Genomic DNA, 23595 nt, shown 5'->3' on the forward strand with positions numbered 1-23595 from the left:
TTTTTTTCTATTTTTCTTCCTTTCTGATTGTTTTATCTAATTGTTTTCCCTTATCTGTTTCCTTTTGTTTCGATATAAAGTTTCCCCAAGGCCATACAGCTGTCATTCTTAGGTCCTTTTAATTCCCCGATTTCCCCTTAGATCCCCCCAGACTTGGACCCGCGTGAACTCCAATCCCAGGCAAATCAAGCTTCTTGACGTGGTCCGCGCCCACGGCTCGGCCTCCGTCGAGCAGCTTGCCGACAAGCTCAATGTGACGCTGCAGACCGTCAGACGGGACGTGCAGCGCCTGTCCGAAGCCGGCTTGCTGACGCGCTTTCACGGCGGCGTTCGGGTGCCCACCTCCACCATTGAAAACATCGCGCACCGCCAGCGCGAAAGCCTGAATGCCGAAGGCAAGGCGCGCATCGCCGAGGCCGTTGCCAGGCGCATCCCCAACGACTGCTCGCTGATCCTGAACATAGGCACCACCACCGAAGCCGTCGCCAAGGCCTTGCTGAACCACAAGGGGCTGCGCGTCATCACCAACAACCTCAATGTGGCGGCCATCCTGTGCGGCAACACCGACTGCGAGGTCATCGTGGCCGGCGGCGTGGTGCGCGCGCGCGACCGCGGCATCGTGGGCGAGGCGGCGGTGGACTTCATGCGCCAGTTCCGTGTCGACATCGCCGTCATCGGCATTTCCGGCATAGAGCCCGACGGCTCGCTGCGCGACTTCGACTACCGCGAGGTCAAGGTCGCGCAGACCATCATCGAGCACGCCCGCGAGGTCTGGCTGGCCGCCGACAGCAGCAAATTCAACCGCCCGGCCATGGTCGAGCTGGCCAGGCTTTCACAGATTGACCGGCTGTTCACCGACATGCCGCCGCCCGAGCCCTTCCCGGCCCTGCTGGAGGAAGCGGACGTGAGCTGCGAAGTGGCCCATTCCTGAGCGCCGGGCAACAGCGGTTTTCATACACTCCAGCGCATGACCTACCTCCTTGCCCTCGACCAGGGAACCTCGAGTTCCCGCAGCATCGTGTTTGACGAACACGGCCACATCGTGGCCCTGGCGCAGCAGGAGCTGCCGCAGATCTACCCCCGGCCCGGCTGGGTCGAGCACGACCTGAATGAAATCTGGCGCACCCAGCTGGCCACGGCGCGCGAGGTGCTGGACAAGGCCAACATCAAGGCCGGCGACATACGCGCGCTGGGCATCACCAACCAGCGCGAAACCACCGCCCTCTGGAACCGCAAGACCGGCCAGCCGGTGCACCACGCCATCGTCTGGCAGGACAGGCGCGCCGAAGCCACCTGCGCCGAACTGCGCGAGCAGGGCAAGGAACAACTGATCCAGTCCAAAACCGGCCTGCTGGTTGATGCCTATTTTTCAGGCACCAAGCTCAAGTGGCTGCTCGACAACGTGCCCGGCGCGCGCGCGCAGGCCGAGCGCGGCGAACTGGCTTTCGGCACCATAGACAGCTGGCTGATGTGGCAGCTCACGGGCGGCGCGCTGCATGCCACCGACGTCAGCAACGCCTCGCGCACCATGCTCTTCAATGTGCACAACAACCAGTGGGACACGGAACTGCTGGACCTGCTGGGCATCCCGGCCTCGCTGATGCCCCAGGTGCTGCCCTCCAGCGCGCATTACGGCGAGGTGCGGCCCGAGCTGCTGGGCCATGCGATTGCCATAGGCGGCGTTGCCGGCGACCAGCAAAGCGCCCTTTTCGGCCAGGCCTGCTTCAAGGCCGGCATGGCGAAAAACACCTATGGCACGGGCTGCTTCATGCTGATGCACACGGGCGGGCAGTTCCAGACCTCGCACAACGGGCTGCTGACCACCAGCGCGGCCCAGCCAAGCGCACAAACCCAGTTCGCCATCGAGGGCAGCGTGTTTGTGGGCGGCGCTGTGGTGCAGTGGCTGCGCGACGGCCTGCATGCCATCAAGGGCAGCGCCGAAGTGCAGGCGCTGGCCGAAAGCGTGCCCGACTCGGGCGGCGTGATGATGGTGCCGGCCTTTACCGGCCTGGGCGCGCCCTACTGGAAACCCGACGCGCGCGGCACCATCACCGGGCTCACGCGCGGCACCACCGTCGCCCACATCGCGCGCGCCGCGCTGGAAAGCATCGCCTACCAGAGCGCGGCCCTGCTGCAAGCCATGAGCCGCGACGCGGTCGGCGCCGGCGCCGCGCCCGTGGCCGAGCTGCGCGTGGACGGCGGCGCCTGCGTCAACGACCTGCTGATGCAGTTCCAGGCCGACCTGCTGGGCATCCCGGTGATTCGCCCGGCCGTCATTGAAACCACCGCGCTGGGCGCCGCCTACCTGGCGGGGCTTTCCAGCGGCGTGTACCGCAGCACCGAAGAACTCTCGGGCATGTGGCGTGCCGAGCGCAAGTTTTTGCCCACCCTGGGCGCGGACCGGGCGGCCGAGCTGATGGCGCGCTGGGAGCAGGCGGTGCGGCAAACCGTGCTGCAGTGAACGCTGCCTGCGCCGCTGTCACATTTCCCACAGGGGCGGCCGCTAGACTGGCCGCATGAACACCCCCGCCACGTCTCTTTCGAAGCGCCGGCTCATCCTCGGCGCCGGCGCGGCCGCCGTGCTGGGCCTGGCCGGCTGCGCGGCACCGCCGTTGCCGCCCGCGGCGGGCCAGCCGCCCCGCGCACGCCTGCGCCTGATCGGCGAATCCCGTTTTGCGCACCGCCTGCAATTCCAGGGCAGCACCGTGGGCGGGCTGTCGGGCATGGACTACGACCCGGCCGGCGACCTCTATTACCTGATCAGCGACGACAGCTCCAGCATCAACCCGGCGCGCTTTTACACCGCGCGCATCGCGCTGGGCATGGACAGCCTGGGCGCGCCCGAGCTGCTGGGCGTGGCCACGCTGCGCCAGGCCGACGGCAGCGCCTACCCGTCCGCCCTGCAAGGCGGGCCGGTGCCCGACCCGGAAGCCATACGCTGGCGCGCGGCCAGCAACACCCTGCTGTGGACCAGCGAAGGCCATCCGCCCAGCGGCACCGCGCCCTGGCTGCGCGAAACACGTCCCGACGGCAGCTTCGTGCGCGAATTCGCCCTGCCGGCGATGTTCAATTTCCAGGCCGGCGCGGGGCCGCGCGGCAACCTGACGCTCGAAGGCCTGGCGCTGGCGCCCGACGGCCGCACGGCCTGGATCGCCATGGAAAACGCCTTGCTGCAGGACGGCCTCGTGCCCAGCGTAGAGGCGCCGGGCGGCCCCTGCCGCTTCACGCAGATAGACCTCGCCAGCGGCAAGGCCCTGCGGCAGATCGCCTATGTGCCCGACGCCATCCCGCGCGCGCCCGTGCCGCCCACCGCCTTTGCCGACAACGGCGTGGCGGAAATCCTGATGCTGGACGCCGAACGCATGCTGGTGCTGGAGCGGGCTTATGTGACGGGCTCGGGCAATTCGCTGCGCCTTTACCTGATCGACACCGGCCAGGCCAGCGACACGCTGGAGCTTCCCGCCCTGCGGCCGGGCGCTTACCGGCCGGCCGGCAAAACCCTGCTGGCCGATTTTTCGGCCTTTACCGGCCCGGGCGCCGGCCCGCGGCTCAAACAGCTGGACAATAGCGAAGGCATGAGCTGGGGCCCGGTGCTTCCCAACGGGCGCCGCAGCCTGATGTTCATCAGCGACGACAATTTCAGCCCCCGGCAAATCAACCAGTGGCTGGCCTTTGAATTTTTGGACTGACAACGCATGACTTCCATTTCCCGTGCAAACACCGACCACATCGCCTTCATAGGCGGCGGCAACATGGCCAGCGCCATCATCGGCGGCCTGCTCAAGCAGGGCCTGCCGGCCGGCCAGATCCAGGTGGTCGAGCCTTTTGCCGAGCAGCGCGCCAGACTCACGCAGCAATTCGGCATTCAGGTCCACGAAGGCCCGGGCGCCTGGCTGGCCGCCGCCGGTCTGGTCGTCTGGGCGGTCAAGCCGCAAGTCTTCAAGGATGCAGCCCTGCAAACGCGCTTTCACACCAAAAACGCCCTGCACCTGAGCGTGGCGGCCGGCGTGCGCTCCGGCAGCATCGCGCACTGGCTGGGCACCGAGCGCGTGGTGCGCGCCATGCCCAACACGCCGGCGCTGGTTGGCAAGGGCATGACGGCGCTGTTCGCCCGCGAGGCCGCCACCGGCGCCGACCGGCAGGCGATTGAAAAAGTGCTCAAGCCCACGGGCGAGTACCTGTGGCTGGCCGAAGAAGCCCAGCTGGACGCGGTGACCGCGCTGTCCGGCTCGGGCCCGGCCTATGTGTTTTATTTCATCGAGGCCATGATCGAGGCCGGCACCGATATGGGCCTGCCCCTGGCGCAGGCGCGCCAGCTCGCGATCGGCACCTTTGTGGGCGCTTCCGCGCTGGCACAGGCCTCGGACGAGCCGCCGCAGGAGCTGCGCGCACGGGTCACCTCCAAAGGCGGGACGACTTACGCGGCGCTGACATCGATGGAGCAGGACCGCGTCAAGATGCAGTTCATGCGCGCCATCCACGCCGCCCGGCAACGCGCCGCCGAGCTGGGCGACGAGTTCGGCGGCGCCTGAAAGACGCGTCAACCGCCCGGCGGCGGCAAACGTTGAACAGGAGCGTACGTGCAGCTTGTCTTGATCCACACCCTGTGGGACACCCCGGCAGCATCCGCGTTACAACTTTTTCCAACATCCGGAGCTTCACATGAACAAACTTCTGTCCACCCTCATCAGCGCAGCCGTCCTCGCCATGCCCCTGGCCGTGATTTCCACGTCCGCATCGGCCCAGGCTCCTGCCGCCGCACCTGCAGCAGCCCCCGCCGCCGCGCCCGCAGCAGCACCTGAGAAAAAGGCTGCCGCTCCCGCCAAGGCAAAGGCCAAGAAAGCCAAGCGCAAGGCAAAGGCCAAGAAGGCCGCCGTCTGATCAGCCCAGGCTGACGCAAAAAAGCCCGCTTCAAGCGGGCTTTTTTATGGGCGCCTTCCGGGCCCTGCGCGGTCAGCGGCCCAGGTAAGACAGGGCGATGCCCGCAAAAATCGCAAAACCCAGCCAGTGGTTGAGGCGAAAAGCCTTGAAGCAGTCCTCGCGCCCGCGCTTGCGGATCAGCCAGCCATGCCACAAGGCCTGCAGCAGGGCTACACCCATGGCGACCCAAAAAACGGGCGATTGGCGCACCATGTCCGGCAGGACCCAGGCCCAGACCACCAGGTAGGCCGCGTAGCACAGCATCACCGCCGCCACGTCAAAACGGCCCAGCGTGATGGCCGAGGTTTTCATGCCTATCTTGAGGTCGTCGTCGCGGTCCACCATGGCGTATTCGGTGTCGTAAGCCACCACCCAGAACAGGTTGCCCAGCAGCAGCACCCAGGCCAGCAGCGGCACGCGCGACTGCACGGCGGCAAAAGCCATGGGAATGCCGAAACTGAAGGCCACGCCCAGCACGGCCTGCGGCATGGACACATAACGCTTGGCAAAAGGGTAGGCCAACGCGATCGCCAGCGCCGCGAACGACCAGGCGATGGTGGCGGTATTGGTGGTGAGCACCAGGCCGAAGGCCAGCAGCGCGAGCACCGCGCCGACGACGAGCGCTTCGCGCACCGACAGCGCCCCGCTGGTGACCGGCCGCTGGGCCGTGCGTTTGACGTGGCGGTCGAAGTCCCGGTCGGCCACGTCGTTGACGCAGCAGCCCGCACTGCGCATCAGGATGGTCCCCAGCGTGAACACCGCCACCAGGTGCCAGCCCGGAAAGCCGTGCGAAGCCACCCACAGCGCCGACAGCGTGGGCCACAGCAGCAGCAGCCAGCCCGCCGGGCGGTTCCAGCGGATCAGCTGAAGATAAAGGGCGAGCTTATTCTTCAAGCAGCGAGCGCAGCATCCACGCGGTCTGCTCGTGTACCGTCAGGCGCTGGGTCAGCAAATCGGCCGTCGGTTCGTCATGGGCCTTGTCGGCCAGCGGGAACAGCTCGCGCGCGGTGCGGGCCACGGCCTCATGGCCTTGCACCAGGATGCGCACCATTTCGAGGGCCTTGGGCGGCAGCACCGGCACATCGGGAATCGAAGCCAGCTTGCTGAACTGCGCATAAGAGCCCGGCGCGGGATGGCCCAGCGAGCGTATGCGTTCGGCGACGGGGTCGACCGCGGCCCAGAGTTCGGTGTACTGCGTCATGAACATCAGGTGCAGCGTGTTGAACATGGGGCCCGTCACATTCCAGTGGAAGTTATGGGTGGTGAGGTAAAGCGTGTAGGTGTCGGCCAGCAGGCGGCTCAGGCCCTTGGCGATGGCCGCGCGGTCTTTTTCGCTGATGCCGATGTTGATGGAGGGTGCGGCTTTTCCGGCGGCTTTGCTGACAGGTTTGGCGGAAGACTTGGCCATGGTGTTTCCTTTTTTTAAAAATTCAGGGGCAACTTTAACGAAATCGGGACGACGGCCGCAACAGCCGCCGTCAATGCGCGCCATAGGCGGGATTCAAGACAGGCGGATGACGCCGGGCAGCTCGCAGGCGTAGATGGCGTTGCGCAGCGCGGCGATGGCTTCATAACGCGTGAAGCTGCGCCGCCAGGCCAGTACCACGCGCCGGCTCGGCACGTCGCCCTCGAAGGGCAGGTATTTGATGAACGAAGGTTGCTCTGCGGCCACCTTGCCGCGGCCCGGGGCGGGTTTTCCTTTCACCGCCTTTTTGGCGGCGGCCTGCTCGGCCAGCGCTTCCTTGGGCACGCCCAAACGGGGTACCAGCGTAATGCCCATGCCGGCCGCCACCATGTGCTTGATGGTCTCCAGCGAGGAGCCCTCAAAGCTCTTGCTGATGCCCTCGGCGCTGCTGGAAAAGCGCGCGAACTCGGGGCAGACCTCCAGCACATGGTCGCGAAAGCAGTGGCCGGTGCCCAACAGCAGCATGGTTTCCTTCTTGAGCTCCTCGGCCGTCACGCCGCCGCGCGCGGCCAGCGCATGCGCGCTGGGCACGGCCGCCATGAAGGGCTCGTCATAGAGCGGCGCAATCGCCAGGTTGGCGTCCGGGAAGGGCTCGGCGAGGATGGCGCAGTCGATCTCGCCGGTGCGCAGCTCCTCGAGCAGCTTGACGGTGAAATTCTCCTGCAGCATCAGCGGCATCTGCGGCGTCATCGCAATGGCCTGGCGCACCAGGTCGGGCAGCAGGTAAGGGCCTATGGTGTAAATGACGCCCAGGCGCAGCGGGCCGGACAGCGGGTCCTTGCCGCGCTTGGCGATTTCACGGATGTTGTCGGCCTGCTCGAGCACGCTCTGGGCCTGGCGCACGATCTCCTCGCCCAGCGGGGTGACCGTGATTTCATTGGCATTGCGCTCAAACAGCTTGACCTGCAACTCCTCTTCCAGCTTCTTGATGGCCACGCTGAGCGTGGGCTGGGAAACGTGGCAGGCATCGGCGCCCTTGCCGAAATGCTTTTCCCGGGCAACGGCGACGATGTATTTGAGTTCGGTCAGCGTCATGGGCTTATTGTCCTGCTTTTCTCGCCTGCCGTATCGCGGTGTTCAGGCCTTGAGGTACTCCGCCTTGCCGCCCAGCCAGCGCAGGATGTGCCGGTGCGCGAGTTCCGCATGCCGGTCCAGCATGGTGGGTGCCAGGCCGCGCGCCCAGGCCAGCAATTCGGTATCGGTGGCCAGGTCGGCAAAACGCAGCAGCGGCGCACCCGACTGCCGCGCGCCCAGGAATTCGCCCGGCCCGCGGATTTCCAGGTCGCGCCGGGCGATCTCGAAGCCGTCGTTGGTCTGCGCCATGGCCTTGAGGCGCTCGCGCGCCATCTCGCCGAGCCGGGGCGCATCGCCGGTGGAATACAGCAGCACGCAGGCCGAAGCCGCCGCCCCGCGCCCGACCCGGCCGCGCAGCTGGTGCAGCTGGCTCAGGCCGAAACGCTCGGCGTGCTCTATCACCATCAGCGAGGCATTGGGCACGTCCACGCCCACCTCTATCACCGTGGTGCTGACCAGCACACCCATCTGCCCGCCGGTGAACAGCGCCATGACCGCCTTTTTTTCAGCCAGCGGCATGCGCGAATGCAGCAGGCCGACCATCACGCCGGGCAAGGCCGCGCTCAAGGCTTCATGGGTCTGGGTCGCGTTGACGAGGTCGATGGACTCGCTTTCCTCGATCAGCGGGCAAACCCAGTAAATCTGGCGCCCCTCGGCGAGCTGGCCGCGTATGCGAGTGATCACCTCGTCGCGCCGCGCGTCGCTGACCACCTTGGTCACGATGGGTGTGCGGCCGGGCGGCAGCTCGTCGATGGTGGAGACGTCGAGGTCGGCGTAATAACTCATGGCCAGGGTGCGCGGAATCGGGGTGGCGGTCATCATGAGCAAATGAGGTTCTTCGCCGCCTTCAGTCATCTTGCTGCGCAAGGCCAGGCGCTGCGCCACGCCGAAGCGGTGCTGCTCGTCGATGATGGCCAGCGCCAGGTTCTTGAACTTCACCTTGTCCTGGATCACCGCATGCGTGCCCACCACCAGGCCGGCGTCGCCGCTTTCTATCATCGCCAGCATCTCGCGCCGCTCCTTGGCCTTCTGGCTGCCGGTCAGCCAGGCGGTCTTGATGCCCAGGGGCTCCAGCCAGCCAATGAGCTTGCGGAAATGCTGCTCGGCCAGGATTTCGGTGGGCGCCATCAGCGCGCATTGCCAGCCCGCGTCCATGCAGCGGGCCGCGGCCAGCGCCGCCACCACGGTCTTGCCGGCGCCCACGTCGCCCTGCAGCAGGCGGTGCATGGGGATGTTTTTCTTCAGGTCCGCCTCGATTTCCCCGCAGACGCGCTGCTGGGCCGCGGTGAGCCGAAAGGGCAGGCGCTCCAGCAATTGTTCTTCCAGCGTGCATTGCGGGCCGCGCATGGCCGGGCCCGTGAGCGCCGGCGCGCGCATGGCCGCGCGTATGCGCCTGGCCTGCAGCTGCGACAGCTGCTGGGCCAGCAGTTCCTCGGCTTTCAGGCGCTGCCAGGCCGGGTGGCTGCGGTCTTCCAGCGTGGCCAGCGACACGTCGGGCGTCGGGTGGTGCAGGAACTGCAACGCCTCGCGCAGGCTCCACAGGGCTTGCGGCAAGCCCTTGCCCAGCACTTCCTGGGGAAGCGTCTCGCGCAGGTCGGCGCGGAACAGCCCGCTGAGCACCGCCTTGCGCAAATAGTTCTGCGGCAGGCCGGCCACCGTGGGATAGACCGGCGTCAGCGCGCCCGGCAGCTCGCCCTCGGCCAGCCTGAAACTCGGGTGGATCATCTCGCGCCCCACAAAACCGCCGCGTATCTCGCCGCGCACGCGCACGCGCGCGCCTACGCTCAGCGTCTTCTGGTGGGCCGGGTAGAAATTGATGAAGCGCAGCACGCAGGTGTCGCTGCCGTCGTCCACCGTCACGCGCAGCTGGCGGCGCGGGCGAAAGGCGACGTCGCTGTGCGTCACCACGCCCTCGATTTGCACCAGGTCGCCGTCGCGGGCGTCGGCCAGGCGCACGATGCGGGTTTCGTCCTCGTAACGCAGGGGCAAATGCAGGGCCAGGTCGATGTCGCGACGCAGGCCCAGTTTTTCCAGGGCTTTTTGCGCCGGCGACTTGGCCGGGGCTTTTTCAGGCCTGGCCTGGGCCGCAGCCAGTTCTCCGGCCTCGGGCGGGGCGGGTTTGCGGGCAGGAGCACCAGGTGGCGACATGGGACAATTGTGCCTTCATGAGCACCCATTTCACCCTCAGCGATTTTGATTTCGCACTGCCCGAAGAACTCATAGCCCAGCACCCCGCTGCCCAGCGCAGCGCCTCGCGCCTGCTTGACGGGCGCAACAGCCCGCCGGTGGACCGGCGCTTCACCGAACTCCCCGGCCTGCTGCAGCCCGGCGACCTGCTGGTCTTTAACGACACCAAGGTGGTCAAGGCCCGCCTCTTCGGCCAGAAAGCCAGCGGCGGCAAGCTGGAATTGCTGATTGAGCGGGTGCTGTCACCCCATGCGGACCAGGGCCATGAGGTCGCCGCCCATATGAAGGTCAGCAAAAAACCGCTGCCGGGCGCGGTGCTGCAGATGGACGGCGGCTTTACCGCCACCTTGCTGGGCCGCTGGCCCGAGGAAAGCGGGCCGCTGTACCGCTTTCGCCTGAGCAGCGATCCCTACGCGCTGATGGCGCAGCACGGCCATGTGCCGCTGCCGCCTTACATCACCCACACCGATTCCGCCGAGGACGAGCAGCGCTACCAGACGGTGTTCGCCAAAAACCCGGGCGCCGTGGCGGCGCCCACGGCCGCGCTGCATTTTGACGAGGCCGTGCTGGCCGGGCTGGAGGCGCGCGGCATCCGGCGCGCCAGCGTGACCCTGCATGTGGGCGCGGGCACCTTCCAGCCCGTCAAGGCCGAGAACATCGCCGAGCACACCATGCACTTTGAGCGCTTCGAGGTCCCGCAGGCCACGCGCGAAGCCGTCGCCGCCTGCAAGGCGCGCGGCGGCCGCGTGGTGGCCGTGGGCACGACCACGGTGCGCGCGCTGGAGTCGCACGCCAAGTTCGGCCCCGACTGCAATGACACCAACATCTTCATCACGCCGGGCTTTGAGTTCGCCGTGGTCGACCTGCTGCTGACCAACTTCCACCTGCCCAAAAGCACCTTGATGATGCTGGTCAGCGCGTTTTCGGGCTATGAGCACATCATGGCGCTGTACCGGCATGCGATCGCCCAGCGCTACCGCTTTTTCAGCTATGGCGATGCCATGCTGCTGGCGCGCCAACCCCCTCTGGCCCGCAACTGACGGGGCCTGAGGGCGCCTGAATCTCCCCGCGTACACCTGCGACAATCCCAAGATGCTCGAATTTGAAGTTCTGAAGACCGACGCGCCGGCCGGCGAAGGCGCCGGCGCCTACCTCGGCAGCTATGCCCGCCGCGGCAAGCTGACGCTCAACCACGGGGTGGTGCAAACCCCCATCTTCATGCCGGTCGGCACCTATGGCACGGTCAAGGGCGTGATGCCGCAATCGTTGCATGACATGGGCGCGCAAATCATCCTGGGCAACACCTTCCACCTCTGGATGCGGCCCGGCCTGGACGTGATGCAGCAGTTCGGCGGCCTGCACAAGTTTGAAAGCTGGAACAAGCCCATACTGACCGACAGCGGCGGCTTCCAGGTCTGGTCGCTGGGCGAGATGCGAAAGATCTCCGAAGAGGGCGTGAAATTCGCCTCGCCCGTCAACGGCGACAAGCTGTTCCTGACGCCCGAAATCTCCATGCAGATCCAGACCGTGCTCAACAGCGACATCGTGATGCAGTTCGACGAATGCACGCCTTACGACACCAAGGGCCACATCACCACCGAAAGCGAAGCGCGCCATTCCATGGAGCTGAGCCTGCGCTGGGCAAGCCGCTGCGTCGCCGAATTCAACAAGCTGGAGAACCCCAACGCGCTGTTCGGCATCGTGCAGGGCGGCATGTTTGAAAATCTGCGCCAGGAATCGCTGGACGCGCTGGTCCAGCTGGACCTGCCGGGCTATGCCGTGGGCGGCGTCAGCGTGGGCGAGCCCAAGGAAGAGATGCAGCGCATCATGGCGCACACGCCGCATCGCCTGCCAGCGCACAAGCCGCGTTACCTCATGGGCGTGGGTACACCCGAAGACCTGGTCGAGGGCGTGGCCGCCGGCGTCGACATGTTCGACTGCGTGATGCCGACCCGCAACGCGCGCAACGGCCATATGTTCACGCGCTTCGGCGACCTGAAGATACGCAACGCGCGCTACAAGACCGAAGACCAGCCGGTGGACGCGACCTGCAGCTGCTACACCTGCAAGAATTTTTCGCGCGCCTATATGCACCACCTGGACCGCTGCGGCGAAATGCTGGGCCCCATGCTGTCCAGCATCCACAACCTGCACTACTACCTGAACCTGATGCAGGAAGTGCGCGATGCGCTGGATGCCGGCCGCTTCGGTGAATTCAGCGCGCGGTTCCGTGCCGACAGGCAGCGGGGGGTGTAATGAACATCAACTTGCAACGCTGGATAGACCGCTGGGCCGGCATTCCGCTGTGCGCGGCCGTTTCCGCGGTGGACGCCGTGGCGCGGCGCTTTCGCAAGGATTCGGGTGCCGACGCGGCGCCGCGCGCCATCGTGGTGATTTTGCTGTCGGAAATGGGCAGCCTGGTGCTGGCCCACGAGATGTTCGCGCGCCTCAAACAGCGCTACCCCGATGCGCCGCTGCATGCCCTGCTGTTCGGCAAGAACCGCGAAATCCTGGACCTCATGCAGGTGGTGGACCCGGCCAACGTGCACACGGTGGACGACAAGTCGCTGGGCGGCCTGCTGTCCAGCCTGTGGAAGGCGATCGGCGAGCTGCGCCGCGCGCATGTCGACGTGGCGATTGACTGCGAGCTGTTCTCGCGCATCAGCAGCTTGCTGTCGTACGCCAGCGGCGCGCGCATCCGCGTGGGCTTTCACCGCCACACGCAGGAAGGCCTGTACCGCGGCTCGCACATCAACCGGCCGGTTCCCTACAACCCCTACCACCACATCAGCGCGCAGTTCCTGACGCTGGCGCGTGCGATTGATTCGACGGCCGTGCCCAAGTCCAAACTGCCGGCCAACCTGGCGGCCGCGGGCACCGGCAAAGCGCCGCCGCACGTGCAGTTGGACCCGGCGCTGGTGCCGGGCATCCAGGCCCGCCTCGCGCAGGACTTCCCCGCGATCGCCGGCAAGCCGCTGGTGCTGGTCTACCCGGGCGGCGGCATCCTGCCGATACGCGCCTGGCCGCTGGATTCCTACACCGCGCTGTGCCGGGGCCTGGTGGCCGACGGCTGCGCCGTGGCCGTGATAGGCCTGAAGGACGACCAGGCACTGGCGCGGCAGCTGGTGGCCAATGTGCAGGCAGCCTTTCCAGCCAGCCCGGTGATCGATCTCACCGGCTACACGCGCTCTATCTCCGAGCTGCTGGCGCTGTTCCATGTGGCGCGCCTCCTGGTCACCAACGACGGCGGGCCGGGCCAGTTCGCGGCGCTCACGCCGATCTGGACGCTGATGCTGTTCGGTCCCGAAACCCCGGGCCTGTACGCGCCGCTGACGCCGCAGTGCCATTCCTTTTACAGCCAGTGGCCCTGCTCACCCTGCCTGACTGCCTACAACCACCGCTCGTCTTACTGCGACGGCGACAACCAGTGCCTGAAAGTCATCGCGCCGGACACCGTACTGGCCAAGGCGCGCGAGTGCCTGGCGACGCCCTGAACCCATACCCCCTGATGTCCACACTCCGATCTTTTGCCGAGGCCGTGATCCGGCGCCTGCCCGAGCGCCTGCAGCCCATGGTGCGCTGGCGCTTCATCAAGTTCGGCGTGGTGGGTGCCAGCGGCACGGTGGTCAACCTCGCGGTGCTCTATTTCGCGCAGGAATTTTTGTTCAGCTGGATCGCTGATTTCCATGACCGGCTCAACTACTCCATCGCGCTGGCCATCACCGTCGCCACCATCAGCAACTTCTACTGGAACCGGCGCCTGACCTGGCGCGACCGCAAGCACGAAGTCCACCATTCGGCGCTGTTCCTGTTTTCCAAGTACGTGATGGCTGCCGGCCTGGCCATCGTGCTGCAGTCGCTGCTGACCAAATGGCTGGCCCTGTACATGCACTACCTGCTGGCCAATGTGCTGGCCATCGTGCTGTCCAGCGTCTGCAATTTTGTGGCCAACGACCGCATGACTTTTCGCCGCCGCCGCGCCAAAATTGCGGCCGATGCCGCCGCGCACCCACCCCCCGCCGATGTCCATGACAAGCCCTGAGTCCCTGAAAACACGCTTTCCCGCCCACCGCATCTGGATAGGGCTGGCCCTGCTGGTCGCGCTGGGCTACCTGTTCGGCCTGGCCGGCGACCACATCCCGCGCAACGGCGACGAGCTGGTTTACGCCCACATCGCGCGGCTCACGGCGCAAACCGGCAACTGGCTGCCGCTGGTCAGCTCCTACGATTTCATGCGCAACACCAAGCCGCCCGTGCTGTTCTGGCAGGCCATGGTGGCCGGCGGCTGGGGCGAGCACTGGACGCTGCTCAACCTGCGCCTGCCCAGCATTGCCTACACCTGGGCCATTGCGCTGATGACGGCGCTGCTGGCCTGGAAGGTCGTCCAGGGCGAAACCGCGCCGGCCGACCGCCGCCGCCACGCACTGGCCATGGGCGCCATCGCCGCCATCGTCTACCTGTCCTTCTTCAGCACCTACCGCTACGGCCGGCCCTACCTGACGAGCGCACCCGAAACTTTCTGGCTGTTCGGCGTGTTGTTTGCGATTGCCTGGTCGCCCGCAAAGCTGCTGGCCTCGCGCTGGCAGTTTCCGCTGCTGGCGGGCATCGCCATAGGCATAGGCTGCCTTTACAAGTCTTTTGTCATGGTGGTGCCGGTGGGCTTTGCGCTGGCGCTGTGCTACCAGCTGCTGGGTGCGCGCAAGCCGGTCTGGGAAGTCTTGCGGCCCGGCATCGTCGGCGACGGCCTCAAGGTGGCGGCCATCTGCGCGCTGGCCCTGGCGATTTTCGGCCTGTGGTTTGCCATAGACCCGCAGCCGGGCGAGGTCTGGCGCGAATTCGTCGTCGGCGAGAACGCCGGCAAGATGAACTCGTCCAAAGGCTACTTCGCCATTGCCTTCAGCGGCAGCAGCGGCATCCTGACCATACTCACGGGTTACTACTCCAACGCGCTGTTCCTGCTGCCTGTCGCGGTGGGCTGCACCTGGGCGGCATGGAAAGCCTGGCGCCAGCGCAAAGGCACGGGCCAGTCCATCAGCGATACCGAAAAAGCCCTGTGGATATGGCTGCTGGCCTTCGCACTGGTGTTCATGGTGCCCACGCAGCGTTCCACGCGTTACCTGATTCCCGCCATGCCGGCGCTGGCCGTGCTGATCGCGCTGTACTGGGAGCGCATCGCGCGCATCTGGTTCAGCCTGACCCTGGTGATCTGCCTCATAGGCGCGCTGGCCATGGGCCTGATCGGCTATGGCGGCGTGCGCGCCACGCAGGACACCTGGCTGTTCTCGCCGCTGTACTGGATCTTCCTGGCCGTGCTGGCCGCCGCCTGCATTGCAGGCATGGCCAGGCCCCGATGGACCCGGCCCGTCGCCGCGCTCAGCAGCTTTGCGGTGCTGTTCGCGCTGGCCTGGGTCACCGCGCCCTTCAACGGCGACATGGGCCGCTTCCGCAATGAAACCAATGCGCTGCTCAAGGGCCAGGCCGTATCTGTGCCCAGCAACTTCAATGGGCATTTCGAGCGCTATGAGTTCATCATCCCCGGCGCCAAAATCGTGCCCTACTTCGCCGCACAGCCGGTGGATTACCAGGACGTGGACGCGCTCTTCAAGAACACGCGCTACGCCCTGGTGCAGCGCCGCCCCGGGGAAAAACCCTGCGAGCCCTGCCGCGTCATCGACGAGCGCTGGGACCTGCGTTCGCGCCAGGACGAAAAAGAAGGCACGCTGGGCGCCTTCAAGTCGCCGGAAACCTTCTGGTACGCCAAAGAGTACCTGGTCGAGCGGGCCGCGCCGTAGTCCCTTGCTGCTCCATCCCTGCAAACAAACAACAACGAGGAAACACCATGCTCCGACTCACCCGATTTGCAGGGATGCTGGCCCTGGCGGCCATGCTGGCGCTGGGCGGCTGCGCCACGGCCATCAAGCCGCATGAAACCAGCGGCGCGCCCACATTGGGCTTCCAGAACATGGCGCTCAACCCAGGCAACGGCGGGGAGCTGGTCAACGCCGACGCGCTGCGCCCGGGCGACATCATCCTCACGGCCGAAAACGGGCTGAACTCGGTCGGCATACGCCTGATCACGCTGTCGCCGGTGAGCCATGCCGCGGTCTACATGGGCAACCGGCAGATCGCCGAAGCCGTGGGTTCGGGCATACGCATCCGCAGCGTGGACGCGCTGCTGGAAGACGAAGCGACGGTGGTGGCCTTTCGCCACCCCGACCTCACGGCCGGGCAGGCCGTGAAGATCAACAGCTTTGTGGCCAGCCACGAAGGCCAGAAATACAACTACGTCGGTGTGATGCTGCAGGCCCCGTTCGCGCTGGAGCGGCGCATGTGCGAATTGCCGCTGGTGCCGTCCATGGTGCGCGACTTCTGCATACGCGGCATCGCGGCCGTGCAGCTGGGCCTGGGGCGCAACGACCAATTCTTCTGCTCGCAGTTCATCCTGGAGGCCTACCGCAGCGCCGGCCTGCCGCTCACCGATGCCGACCCGCGCCTGATCAACCCCGGCGACCTGCTGCACATGAGGGAGGGCGACGTGCCCTCCATCCGGATTCACAAGCCGCTGCAGTATGTGGGCCACCTCAAGGCGGCCCCCCAGGTCGCAGCGGCGGAGCAGTTCGGTCAATAGAACCGCTCCGCGCCAGGTTCAGCCGCCCACATGCATGGTGAACTCGGCGCCGTTGGACAGCTTGCACTGCCCGGTGCCCAGGGTGGACGAGTTCATCTGGTAGCGGCAGCTGATGTAATTGCCCCGGCTGCCCGAGCCGTTGGCCACGCCTTCACGCGTCGATGAGCCCGCGATGCGCGTGGCCTCCCCGGTAAAACTTTCGCCGTTGATGTTGGTGGTGAACGTCCCGCGCCCGTTCATGTCGTTGGTCACCACCGCGCCCACCATGCCGTAGGCACGGGCCATGTCGTTGGCCGGGTACAGCCGCGCCGCAAAGGTCGTGCTGGCCGGGACAGCCGGCGTGACGTAGACCGTGGAAGTGACCGGCGGATGGCTGGGCTGGACCGGCACAACATAGCAGCCCGTCAGGGCCGTGGCACCCAGCACCGCGGCGGCCAGAGCCGTGCGGCGAGACAACCGTGAGAGGCGTGACAGGGGGAGAAGGGAAGACAAGGAAGAAGCGATCTTCATAAATAACCCGAAGGCCCAAGCACATGCTTGTGGCCGCAGTGTGCGGCGGGCCTGTCAAAAGGTTGCATTTAAAGATACAAGACTATGCTATTTATACGACAAGCATCAAAATCAGATACCTCACCAAAACTCTGGACGCGGGCATCCGCGAAATAGCCGACCCACAGCGCAATGCCGGCACCTGAGGCAACATCAGGCCTTCCCCTTTTCTTTTTTGCCGCAAAGATGACCATGCAATACCGCCGCCTAGGAAACAGCAACCTCAAAGTCTCCGTCCTGTGCCTGGGCACCATGATGTTCGGCAAGCAGACGCCTTTTGAGGAAGCGGCACGCATCGTGGCCTCGGCCCGCGAGCACGGCCTCAACTTCATAGACACCGCCGACGTCTACAACCAGGGCCAGTCCGAAAAAGACGTGGGCAAGCTGCTGGCCGGCCAGCGGCAGCACTGGGTGCTTGCCAGCAAGCTGGGCAATGCGGTCAGTGACAACATCAATGAAAGCCATTACTCGCGCCGCTGGCTGGTGCAGCAGACCGACGCCATCCTCGCGCGGCTGCAGACCGACTACCTGGACATCCTCTACCTGCACCGCGACTACCACGAGGAAAACCTCGAGGAAGCGGTGCGCGCGCTGGGCGACTTGATACGCGCGGGCAAGCTGCGCAGCTTCGGCCTGTCCAACTTCCGCGGCTGGCGCATCGCCGAGGTGGTGCGGCTGTGCAAGGAGCTGGGCGTGCCGCAGCCCGCCGTGTGCCAGCCTTACTACAACCTGCTCAATCGCGGCCCGGAAGTCGAAATCCTGCCGGCCTGCGGCCACTACGGCCTGGGCGTGGTGCCCTACAGCCCGCTGGCGCGCGGCGTGCTCACCGGCAAATACCCGCCCGGCCAGCCGCCGGCCGAAGGCACGCGCGCCGGCAACGGCGACAAACGCATCCTGGAGACCGAGTTCCGTGAAGAGTCACTGCTGATCGCGCAGAAGATCAAGGCCCGTTGCGAAGGCAAAGGCCAGGTGCCCGGCCAGTTCGCCGCGGCCTGGGTGCTGGCCAATCCGCTGGTCAGCTCGGTCATCGTCGGCCCGCGCACCCTGCCGCACCTGGAAGACGTGTACGGCGCGGTGGAACTGGTGCTGGACAAGGACGACGAGGCCTTTGTCAATGAACTGGTGGTGCCGGGCCACGCGTCCAGCCATGGCTATAACGACCCGGGCTATCCCTTCTTCGGCCGTCCAGTCTGACTGGCGATATACCCTTTCCACGGCCTTCGGTATGTCATCAATAGCAACTTGCGCCCGCAAGACGAGGGCAACCCGCGCAATAGGCCCGGAATGCCTAGTTCTGTTTCTGGAACAGCTCCAGCCGAGACTCGGTGGCGAGCTCCGCTTTACGCGCGGTCATGGCAATTTCATAACGAGTACCAGGCAGGGGCAGGCGCGGTGAAAAGCTGAAGGAGAAGTTTCCTGCGCCGTCCGCCTGGACCCGCTCGGAAAGCACATCCTGCGCCACACCGAACAGACCGGCAACCGGTGCAATGGCATGGACCTTGACGTCGACCGTGGCGCCTGGCGCAGTCTTTCCGCGCACTGTGGTGGAATTGCCCTCCACAGCGGTATTGTTGGCATGGCTGGTGACCTGCAGCGGCACCGTGGTGAGAACGGCGGCAGCAGCTCCGCTCACGTCAAAGACCCAGACCTTGTTCATCGTATTGCCCACCAGGTCTTTGGCTGACACGTCCACCGTATAGCGTCCGGGCGGCAGGTCGCCGCGGTAGCTGAAGAACTGCGCCGTGATGTTGCTCTCGGCAGTCACGTTGCGGCCGGACAGCAGGATGCGAACACTCTTCGGGTCTACACCAACACCGCCCGCATCGTCAAAGGATGCCGACACCGAAGTGGCGGCGTTGCTCGCCACGACTTCGCCTTCACGAGGGGACAGGTTGCGCAGCACGGGTGCCTTGGCATCCATCGTCAAGGGCTGGGCCAGGGTGGAAGTGACAACCTTGTCGCCCATGCGCAGCCGGGCCACGACAGGCCGGGACGGCGCCAGGTTGTCGAGCCGCCGGATGGTGTAGTTGCCTTCATAGACGCCGGGGCGGGTTTCGCGCATGGCAACGTTGTCCATGACGCCGGGGATGTCAAAAGTAGCGGTCGCGCCGGGCATGCCATTGAGCATAAATCGTAGTTCTGCGCCTGGCTCTATCTTCTCGACAGGCGCCACGGCAAAGCGATCAATTTTCAGCACTGCGGGTGGCGGTCCTGCCACTGCGGGCGGTGCTGCAGCGACCGGATTACCCGAAAATCCGGCGGGAAAACTGTAGTCGGCAGCAGCGCTACGGTTGCGTACCTTGATGGTCGCACGGATCAGGCTGGTCTCGGCAATTCGGTCCTGCCGCCTGACGGTGTATTCGCCGCGGTAAACGCCCCGCGAAACTTCCTTGAGCGGAATGTTGCGCTGGACCCCGCGAATACGCAAGCTGGCTTGCCCGCGCGGTGTCGCTTCAACGGTGAATTCAAGGTCAGCACCTGAGCTCAACCCCCCATCGGAATTAACCTGCAGGGAGCGGACTTCGGGCATGGCAGCCTGGGCCATCACCGTGGCTGGCATCAGCGCGCCGACAGCGGCAACAACCGGCAAGAGAAAAAACAGCGATGCCACCTGATGACGAATATGTGCTTTCACGATGGAACCTTTTGTAAGTTAGATGACTGAATGTGCGCGCATCCACAGACTTCGTCTGTAGGCAAAGGGAGGCGCCCCGAGTAGTCATAGAACGTCCTGCGCCAGTCATGTTCTGCCCAAACTCAAGGTATGGCGGCGTCCTGCTGCGAACCAGCTGCGGTTGCACCGCAGGCATGGCAAAACTTCGCAAAAGCGCTCTTGCGCGTCGTGCATTGGAGGCAATGGTCAAACAGGCCTATGCCGCAATGCGGGCAAAAATCGATCTCCGTGTTCTTGAGGTCCACGGCCCGCTCGCAGCCGGGGCACACGCTTTTTGACAGCCGCTTGAGCGCTGTGTCGTAGCTCAGTTCCTCACGGCGCTGCGCGTCGGGCAGCTGTTCGGCCCGTTTCTGCTTTTCGAGGTAGCGGTTCAATGCGACGATGGCCTGCCGGCCGACCAGCGCCGTCACAACAATGCCCACGATGTAGCGCACATAGCCGCCGTAGCTGGGCAGGTAGGGCACCAGCTCGACGAAAAAGGCGAACAGGGCAAAGAAGATAAAGCCCCAGACAAAAGGCCAGTAAGTGCTTTTGCGTTTTTTCGCGAACAGCCAGCCGGCCGCCACCAACAGCGGAAGCGTCAGGGCCAGGCGGTACAAAAACACGCGCAGTTCCACACGCCGGTATTCGGCGTTGAGCTGCACTTGCGCGGCCTCCTCCATCTCCATGAGCTTGCGGCGTTCACGCGCGGCTCCCTGGCGCGCATCGAGCGCGGCCTGCTGCTGCGCCTCGACGGCCACGCCGGCCGCGCGTTCGCGCTCCTTGAGCGCATCCAGCGCCCGCGTGCGCGAAACCAGCTCCGGGTCCTGCTCGGGCAGCTGGGTGGCGTGGCGTGTGGACAGCCAGTTGTTAAAGGTTTCGCGCGCGGCCGCCGAATCGGCCTGGGCCGCCCGGCGCTTGAGCTGGGCCTGCTCCAGCGCGATCTGGGCGTCCTGCCCTGCGCGCTCGGCGGCCTTGATCGCGTTGCGCAGCGCGGTGGCGGCATTCACATCCATGTAATCGTCGAGCGAGAGCTGTTTCTCGACCTTGGGCAGGTCGCCCACCACCGTGCCGCCCAGGCCTATCAGGAAGCCGGCAAACACAAAAGCCACCAGCCAGAGGCCGCGGTGCATCCATTTTTCCGTCAATCGCAAGGTATTGGCCATGCTTGTCTCCAGTTTCCGAGCATCACAAACACATCGCTCACAGCCTGACCACCATCATGGGTTTGCCGTCCGTCATGCGGGCCCTTTGCAGCCAGGCAAAGACCGAGTCCACCGTGACGGTTTCGATGCGATCGGCAAATCGCTTGTCGTTGGGGTGGTCGTCGAACGCGACGTTCGCGGCCGTCATGCGGCCGCCCAGCCGGGTCAAAGGGCCCAGCTTGAGCACCGTGGGCTCGTAGCCCTTGAACTGCAGCCAGGCCTGCGCCTGCTCGCGCGTGGCCACGCCGGGCTCCGCGGCGGCAGCCATGGTTTCAATGGCCCACTGGTTGGACTGCTGGTATTTGCGGCCCCAGGCATAACTGACGACGCTGTAGGGCTTGTGGTGCATGGCCGTGATCCGTGCCGGGTCCTGCAGCAGCGCCAGCAGCTGCGCCTGGGCTTCGGGCGACGGCGCGACCCAGGCTGCTTCGAAGCGCCACAAGTCGTCAAGAAAGAACTCGCCCAGCCCCTGGCGGTAAATCGCCGAGTCGCTGGTGCCACAGCTGTTGAGCTTGTGCACCACGCGCCAGGTCATGCCACCCTGCCCGTCAGGCAACTGGTAGGCTAGGCCCAGGTGCGAATAGCGCACACCGTACTTGCCGAGATCCTGGCCGGCCCGCGCCAGCAGCACGACTTTTTCGCCGCTGGCGTTGAGCGAGGCCAGGGTCTTTTCGGCGAGCGTCATGGCGCGCTCCACGGTCTGGGGGGTGGTCTTGCGGGCTTCGCAGGAACGCCCGGCATAGGCGGCAGGTGCCGCACCTAACGCGACGGCCAGCAGCAGCGGCAAAAGGGCTTTCAAGATTTTCATGGGATGGCTCCGGCTTATTGAGTCAGGCGTTCGTTGTGCAGCAGCGCGCGGCCCAGCGCGTTGGGGATAAAGGCAATCGCCTCCCCGGCCGCCGACAGCACCACACCCGCGCCCACCACACTGACGACCACGGCCGTCCCGGCCACCACGGACACGCCGGCCACACCCCGGCCCACCACCTCTATGCTGGCGCGGGCGCCGTCGGAGGCACGCTCCAGCACATACAGTGTTCCGCGGGCCGTGCTCTCGACGGTCTTGACCACCAGCACGGTGCCTGCCGTGGACAACACCACCGGAATGGCCACGACGGAGCCCGCGGCGGCACTGCCGCCGACCACCACGGAAGCCACCGGCAGGGCCGACACGGCGCTCAGGGCCGAGGCTTCCGATTGGGCTTGCGCGTTGAACGCGGCGCTTCCCGCCAGGGCGATGCAAACAGCGGACAGATAGGTGGCAAGTCGATTTTTCATGATGTTTCCTTGGCGTGTGTGCGGTGCTTATTCATTGGCCGCGTGGCTGCGGGCGGCACGGCCCATGCGGGCTTCGCTGAGGTCGGCTTCATGGCTGTCGCGCAGGGTCTTGGCCAAGGTGAAGCTGCAGGTGATCAGATAGAGCCAGCTCACGCCCAGGAAAGCCTTGTAGGTTTCGTTGATCTCCATGCGCCACAGGCCCCAGCCGGTGAGCGACATGGCCAGGAAGAAGCCGCCCCACACCACCAGCCTGAACATGGGCGTGTCGGCCAGCTTGCCTTCGGCTTTGCTTTGCTGCTGGTCGCGCACATACTTGGCCAGCACAAAGGCCGCCGACAGGCAGAAGAAATAACCCATGACCATGAAAGCGCGGTCCAGGTCCCGGCCGGGCAAATAGGACAAGCCCACGGCGCAGAGGAAAACAGCGATCAGGAAAGAAACCCAGACCTGCAGTTGCCAGGGTTTGGAGTCACGGTGTATCAGCGTCTGCATAAAAACCTTGCGGTGGTTGAGGTGCCGCCACTGTGCGGCCGGCGCCCCGCAAATCATGCAGATGACAATACAGTCCTTAAAAAAGGACTCCGGAGTATCGAATTTTGATACCCAATACCCGGCTAGGGCTGCTTCAACAGCTCGGCCATTCGCGAATTGAACAGGGCCGGATCCTCGATCTGCGGGATATGCCCGACGCCTGGCAGAACCACCAGCCTTGACCCGGCGGCCAGCCGCTGCAGGGCCTGGGCCTGGGACAGCGGTGTGATGCTGTCCTCCTGCCCCCAGACCAGGGTCAGGGGCACGGACAGCTTGCGATAAGCCTCAGGCCTCTCGCTCGGGGACTTTCCGCTTTCGCCGGCAAACTGCACGGCCCAATCGCCCAGGCTTGCCGTAAAGCCGTGCAGCACAAAAGGCTGGCGATAGAGCGCCGTGCGCGAAGGCGTGACGACTTCCTTGCGGGCCACGAACTTGCGCAGCCAGAACTCGCTGAACAGCGGCTGGGTGCCCACCGTGGCAATGAGCGCCGTGCGCAGCGGACGAACGCCGAAAAGGCCGGCCACCACGCCGCCGCTTTCCGCCGGCGCGGGATTCTCCCTCAGGCCGATCGCCGCGTCGACGAGGATCAGGCGGCGCACATGATCGGGCTGCAGCATGGCGGCTTCGGCGGCCGGCCCGCCGCCATAGGAATGGCCCAGCAGCGTCACCGGGCCCAACCTCAGCGCATCGATCAGGCCGATGATGCGGCGCGCCTGCGCGCCGCGGCTGTAGTCGCGCGAGGCGGGGCGCGTGCTGAAGCCGAAAGGCGGGAGGTCGACCGCGATGACTCGGTAGCCGGCAGCGGCCATGGCCTGCACGTTCTGGTCCCAGGTGCCGCTCCAGGCGCCTGTGCCGTGGGTGAGTACCAGCGGCGGCGCGGCCGGGTCGCCGAACTCCTGCACGTAGAGCTCAACATCATGCGCATGCAGCCAGCGCCCCTGCGCCGGTGCGGCCTGGCGCGGGCTGCGGTCCTCGACCCACAGCATGCGCGCCCAGGACAGCCCCAGCAGCAACAGCAGGCACAGCAAGGCGGCGCCCACCAGCCGCAGCGCCACGGACGGCCACCGGCGCGCGGGACGGCGTGGTGCTGGTGCCGGCACCCGCT

At 65.7% G+C, this 23595-nt stretch carries 23 protein-coding genes; 12 read left to right on the forward strand and 11 right to left on the reverse strand.

Annotated elements, in window-relative coordinates:
- Window positions 1-163 precede the first annotated feature (163 nt).
- The 5 genes from AC1DUN_RS03775 to AC1DUN_RS03795 all read left to right on the forward strand — a co-directional run bounded on the left by AC1DUN_RS03775 (window position 164) and on the right by AC1DUN_RS03795 (window position 4881).
- A complete protein-coding gene (locus AC1DUN_RS03775; protein ID WP_477661520.1) occupies window positions 164-931 on the forward strand; it encodes a DeoR/GlpR family DNA-binding transcription regulator in 768 nt (255 codons plus the stop codon).
- 36 nt (window positions 932-967) lie between these two features.
- Window positions 968-2461, forward strand: coding sequence for a glycerol kinase GlpK (glpK, locus tag AC1DUN_RS03780; protein ID WP_477712766.1), 1494 nt, complete (start codon window positions 968-970; stop codon window positions 2459-2461).
- A gap of 55 nt (window positions 2462-2516) precedes the next feature.
- Window positions 2517-3689 carry an esterase-like activity of phytase family protein gene (locus tag AC1DUN_RS03785; RefSeq protein ID WP_477712767.1) on the forward strand — a complete coding sequence of 391 codons (1173 nt, stop codon included), beginning with the start codon at window positions 2517-2519 and terminating at the stop codon, window positions 3687-3689.
- 6 nt (window positions 3690-3695) lie between these two features.
- Complete coding sequence (gene proC / locus AC1DUN_RS03790; protein WP_477712768.1) at window positions 3696-4532, forward strand: pyrroline-5-carboxylate reductase; 837 nt, start codon at window positions 3696-3698, stop codon at window positions 4530-4532.
- 130 nt (window positions 4533-4662) lie between these two features.
- Entirely contained in the window at window positions 4663-4881 is a 219-nt protein-coding gene (locus AC1DUN_RS03795) for a hypothetical protein (protein ID WP_477712769.1), read from the forward strand.
- A 72-nt stretch (window positions 4882-4953) separates the two neighbouring features.
- On the opposite strand, the gene ubiA is transcribed toward AC1DUN_RS03795, so the two are convergent.
- The 4 genes from ubiA to recG form a co-directional block, all read right to left on the reverse strand.
- Window positions 4954-5814 (reverse strand): 4-hydroxybenzoate octaprenyltransferase, encoded by an 861-nt coding sequence (ubiA, locus tag AC1DUN_RS03800; protein WP_477712770.1) that lies wholly within the window; start codon window positions 5812-5814, stop codon window positions 4954-4956.
- Window positions 5804-6328, reverse strand: coding sequence for a Dps family protein (locus AC1DUN_RS03805; RefSeq protein WP_477712771.1), 525 nt, complete (start codon window positions 6326-6328; stop codon window positions 5804-5806). Before AC1DUN_RS03805 ends, ubiA begins: the two co-directional genes overlap by 11 nt.
- Window positions 6329-6421: 93 nt before the next feature.
- Complete coding sequence (locus tag AC1DUN_RS03810) at window positions 6422-7420, reverse strand: LysR substrate-binding domain-containing protein (RefSeq protein ID WP_477712772.1); 999 nt, start codon at window positions 7418-7420, stop codon at window positions 6422-6424.
- 42 nt (window positions 7421-7462) lie between these two features.
- Window positions 7463-9607, reverse strand: a complete 2145-nt coding sequence (gene recG / locus AC1DUN_RS03815; RefSeq protein ID WP_477712773.1) for an ATP-dependent DNA helicase RecG — start codon at window positions 9605-9607, stop codon at window positions 7463-7465.
- A 17-nt stretch (window positions 9608-9624) separates the two neighbouring features.
- On the opposite strand from recG, the gene queA reads away from it, so the two are divergent.
- Genes queA through AC1DUN_RS03845 form a run of 6 tightly spaced genes read left to right on the forward strand, consistent with a single transcriptional unit; the run spans window position 9625 to window position 16274 of the window.
- Complete coding sequence (gene queA / locus AC1DUN_RS03820) at window positions 9625-10686, forward strand: tRNA preQ1(34) S-adenosylmethionine ribosyltransferase-isomerase QueA (RefSeq protein ID WP_477712774.1); 1062 nt, start codon at window positions 9625-9627, stop codon at window positions 10684-10686.
- A gap of 52 nt (window positions 10687-10738) precedes the next feature.
- On the forward strand, window positions 10739-11902 hold the full coding sequence (gene tgt, locus AC1DUN_RS03825; RefSeq protein ID WP_477712775.1) for a tRNA guanosine(34) transglycosylase Tgt: 1164 nt from the start codon (window positions 10739-10741) through the stop codon (window positions 11900-11902).
- A complete protein-coding gene (locus AC1DUN_RS03830) occupies window positions 11902-13140 on the forward strand; it encodes a glycosyltransferase family 9 protein (RefSeq protein WP_477712776.1) in 1239 nt (412 codons plus the stop codon). Before tgt ends, AC1DUN_RS03830 begins: the two co-directional genes overlap by 1 nt.
- Before the next feature lie 14 nt (window positions 13141-13154).
- The gene (locus AC1DUN_RS03835) at window positions 13155-13688 is read left to right on the forward strand and encodes a GtrA family protein (RefSeq protein ID WP_477712777.1); all 534 of its coding nucleotides are present in this window, start codon (window positions 13155-13157) and stop codon (window positions 13686-13688) included.
- Complete coding sequence (locus AC1DUN_RS03840) at window positions 13669-15438, forward strand: ArnT family glycosyltransferase (RefSeq protein ID WP_477712778.1); 1770 nt, start codon at window positions 13669-13671, stop codon at window positions 15436-15438. The genes AC1DUN_RS03835 and AC1DUN_RS03840 overlap by 20 nt, the downstream gene beginning before the upstream one ends.
- 47 nt (window positions 15439-15485) lie before the next feature.
- Window positions 15486-16274 carry a YaeF family permuted papain-like enzyme gene (locus tag AC1DUN_RS03845; RefSeq protein WP_477712779.1) on the forward strand — a complete coding sequence of 263 codons (789 nt, stop codon included), beginning with the start codon at window positions 15486-15488 and terminating at the stop codon, window positions 16272-16274.
- A gap of 18 nt (window positions 16275-16292) precedes the next feature.
- On the opposite strand, the gene AC1DUN_RS03850 is transcribed toward AC1DUN_RS03845, so the two are convergent.
- A complete protein-coding gene (locus tag AC1DUN_RS03850) occupies window positions 16293-16766 on the reverse strand; it encodes a hypothetical protein (RefSeq protein ID WP_477712780.1) in 474 nt (157 codons plus the stop codon).
- A 249-nt stretch (window positions 16767-17015) separates the two neighbouring features.
- Here AC1DUN_RS03850 and AC1DUN_RS03855 point away from each other — a divergent pair, with 249 nt between their 5' ends.
- A complete protein-coding gene (locus AC1DUN_RS03855; RefSeq protein ID WP_477712781.1) occupies window positions 17016-18017 on the forward strand; it encodes an aldo/keto reductase in 1002 nt (333 codons plus the stop codon).
- Between the two features lie 94 nt (window positions 18018-18111).
- On the opposite strand, the gene AC1DUN_RS03860 is transcribed toward AC1DUN_RS03855, so the two are convergent.
- The 6 genes from AC1DUN_RS03860 to AC1DUN_RS03885 all read right to left on the reverse strand — a co-directional run bounded on the left by AC1DUN_RS03860 (window position 18112) and on the right by AC1DUN_RS03885 (window position 23545).
- Window positions 18112-19458, reverse strand: a complete 1347-nt coding sequence (locus AC1DUN_RS03860) for a hypothetical protein (RefSeq protein ID WP_477712782.1) — start codon at window positions 19456-19458, stop codon at window positions 18112-18114.
- Between the two features lie 122 nt (window positions 19459-19580).
- Window positions 19581-20642 (reverse strand): serine endopeptidase, encoded by a 1062-nt coding sequence (locus AC1DUN_RS03865; RefSeq protein ID WP_477712783.1) that lies wholly within the window; start codon window positions 20640-20642, stop codon window positions 19581-19583.
- A 37-nt stretch (window positions 20643-20679) separates the two neighbouring features.
- Window positions 20680-21489 (reverse strand): DUF2145 domain-containing protein, encoded by an 810-nt coding sequence (locus AC1DUN_RS03870; RefSeq protein WP_477712784.1) that lies wholly within the window; start codon window positions 21487-21489, stop codon window positions 20680-20682.
- Between the two features lie 14 nt (window positions 21490-21503).
- Complete coding sequence (locus AC1DUN_RS03875) at window positions 21504-21959, reverse strand: hypothetical protein (RefSeq protein WP_477712785.1); 456 nt, start codon at window positions 21957-21959, stop codon at window positions 21504-21506.
- A 27-nt stretch (window positions 21960-21986) separates the two neighbouring features.
- A complete protein-coding gene (locus AC1DUN_RS03880; protein WP_477712786.1) occupies window positions 21987-22451 on the reverse strand; it encodes a YiaA/YiaB family inner membrane protein in 465 nt (154 codons plus the stop codon).
- A gap of 122 nt (window positions 22452-22573) precedes the next feature.
- Window positions 22574-23545 carry an alpha/beta fold hydrolase gene (locus AC1DUN_RS03885; protein WP_477712787.1) on the reverse strand — a complete coding sequence of 324 codons (972 nt, stop codon included), beginning with the start codon at window positions 23543-23545 and terminating at the stop codon, window positions 22574-22576.
- Window positions 23546-23595: the final 50 nt, after the last annotated feature.

Source organism: Polaromonas sp. P4_F6, assembly GCF_056401275.1.

Bases quoted from the DNA above. Each gene is read 5' to 3' on its own strand.
- AC1DUN_RS03830 (WP_477712776.1), top strand. From the start codon at position 11,902: ATGAACATCAACTTGCAACGCTGGATAGACCGCTGGGCCGGCATTCCG.
- queA (WP_477712774.1), top strand. From the start codon at position 9,625: ATGAGCACCCATTTCACCCTCAGCGATTTTGATTTCGCACTGCCCGAA.
- AC1DUN_RS03845 (WP_477712779.1), top strand. From the start codon at position 15,486: ATGCTCCGACTCACCCGATTTGCAGGGATGCTGGCCCTGGCGGCCATG.
- AC1DUN_RS03840 (WP_477712778.1), top strand. From the start codon at position 13,669: ATGTCCATGACAAGCCCTGAGTCCCTGAAAACACGCTTTCCCGCCCAC.
- proC (WP_477712768.1), top strand. From the start codon at position 3,696: ATGACTTCCATTTCCCGTGCAAACACCGACCACATCGCCTTCATAGGC.
- AC1DUN_RS03880 (WP_477712786.1), bottom strand. From the start codon at position 22,451: ATGCAGACGCTGATACACCGTGACTCCAAACCCTGGCAACTGCAGGTC.
- AC1DUN_RS03795 (WP_477712769.1), top strand. From the start codon at position 4,663: ATGAACAAACTTCTGTCCACCCTCATCAGCGCAGCCGTCCTCGCCATG.
- glpK (WP_477712766.1), top strand. From the start codon at position 968: ATGACCTACCTCCTTGCCCTCGACCAGGGAACCTCGAGTTCCCGCAGC.
- AC1DUN_RS03855 (WP_477712781.1), top strand. From the start codon at position 17,016: ATGCAATACCGCCGCCTAGGAAACAGCAACCTCAAAGTCTCCGTCCTG.
- AC1DUN_RS03810 (WP_477712772.1), bottom strand. From the start codon at position 7,420: ATGACGCTGACCGAACTCAAATACATCGTCGCCGTTGCCCGGGAAAAG.
- recG (WP_477712773.1), bottom strand. From the start codon at position 9,607: ATGTCGCCACCTGGTGCTCCTGCCCGCAAACCCGCCCCGCCCGAGGCC.
- AC1DUN_RS03870 (WP_477712784.1), bottom strand. From the start codon at position 21,489: ATGAAAATCTTGAAAGCCCTTTTGCCGCTGCTGCTGGCCGTCGCGTTA.
- AC1DUN_RS03835 (WP_477712777.1), top strand. From the start codon at position 13,155: ATGTCCACACTCCGATCTTTTGCCGAGGCCGTGATCCGGCGCCTGCCC.
- tgt (WP_477712775.1), top strand. From the start codon at position 10,739: ATGCTCGAATTTGAAGTTCTGAAGACCGACGCGCCGGCCGGCGAAGGC.
- AC1DUN_RS03865 (WP_477712783.1), bottom strand. From the start codon at position 20,642: ATGGCCAATACCTTGCGATTGACGGAAAAATGGATGCACCGCGGCCTC.
- AC1DUN_RS03785 (WP_477712767.1), top strand. From the start codon at position 2,517: ATGAACACCCCCGCCACGTCTCTTTCGAAGCGCCGGCTCATCCTCGGC.
- AC1DUN_RS03805 (WP_477712771.1), bottom strand. From the start codon at position 6,328: ATGGCCAAGTCTTCCGCCAAACCTGTCAGCAAAGCCGCCGGAAAAGCC.
- AC1DUN_RS03875 (WP_477712785.1), bottom strand. From the start codon at position 21,959: ATGAAAAATCGACTTGCCACCTATCTGTCCGCTGTTTGCATCGCCCTG.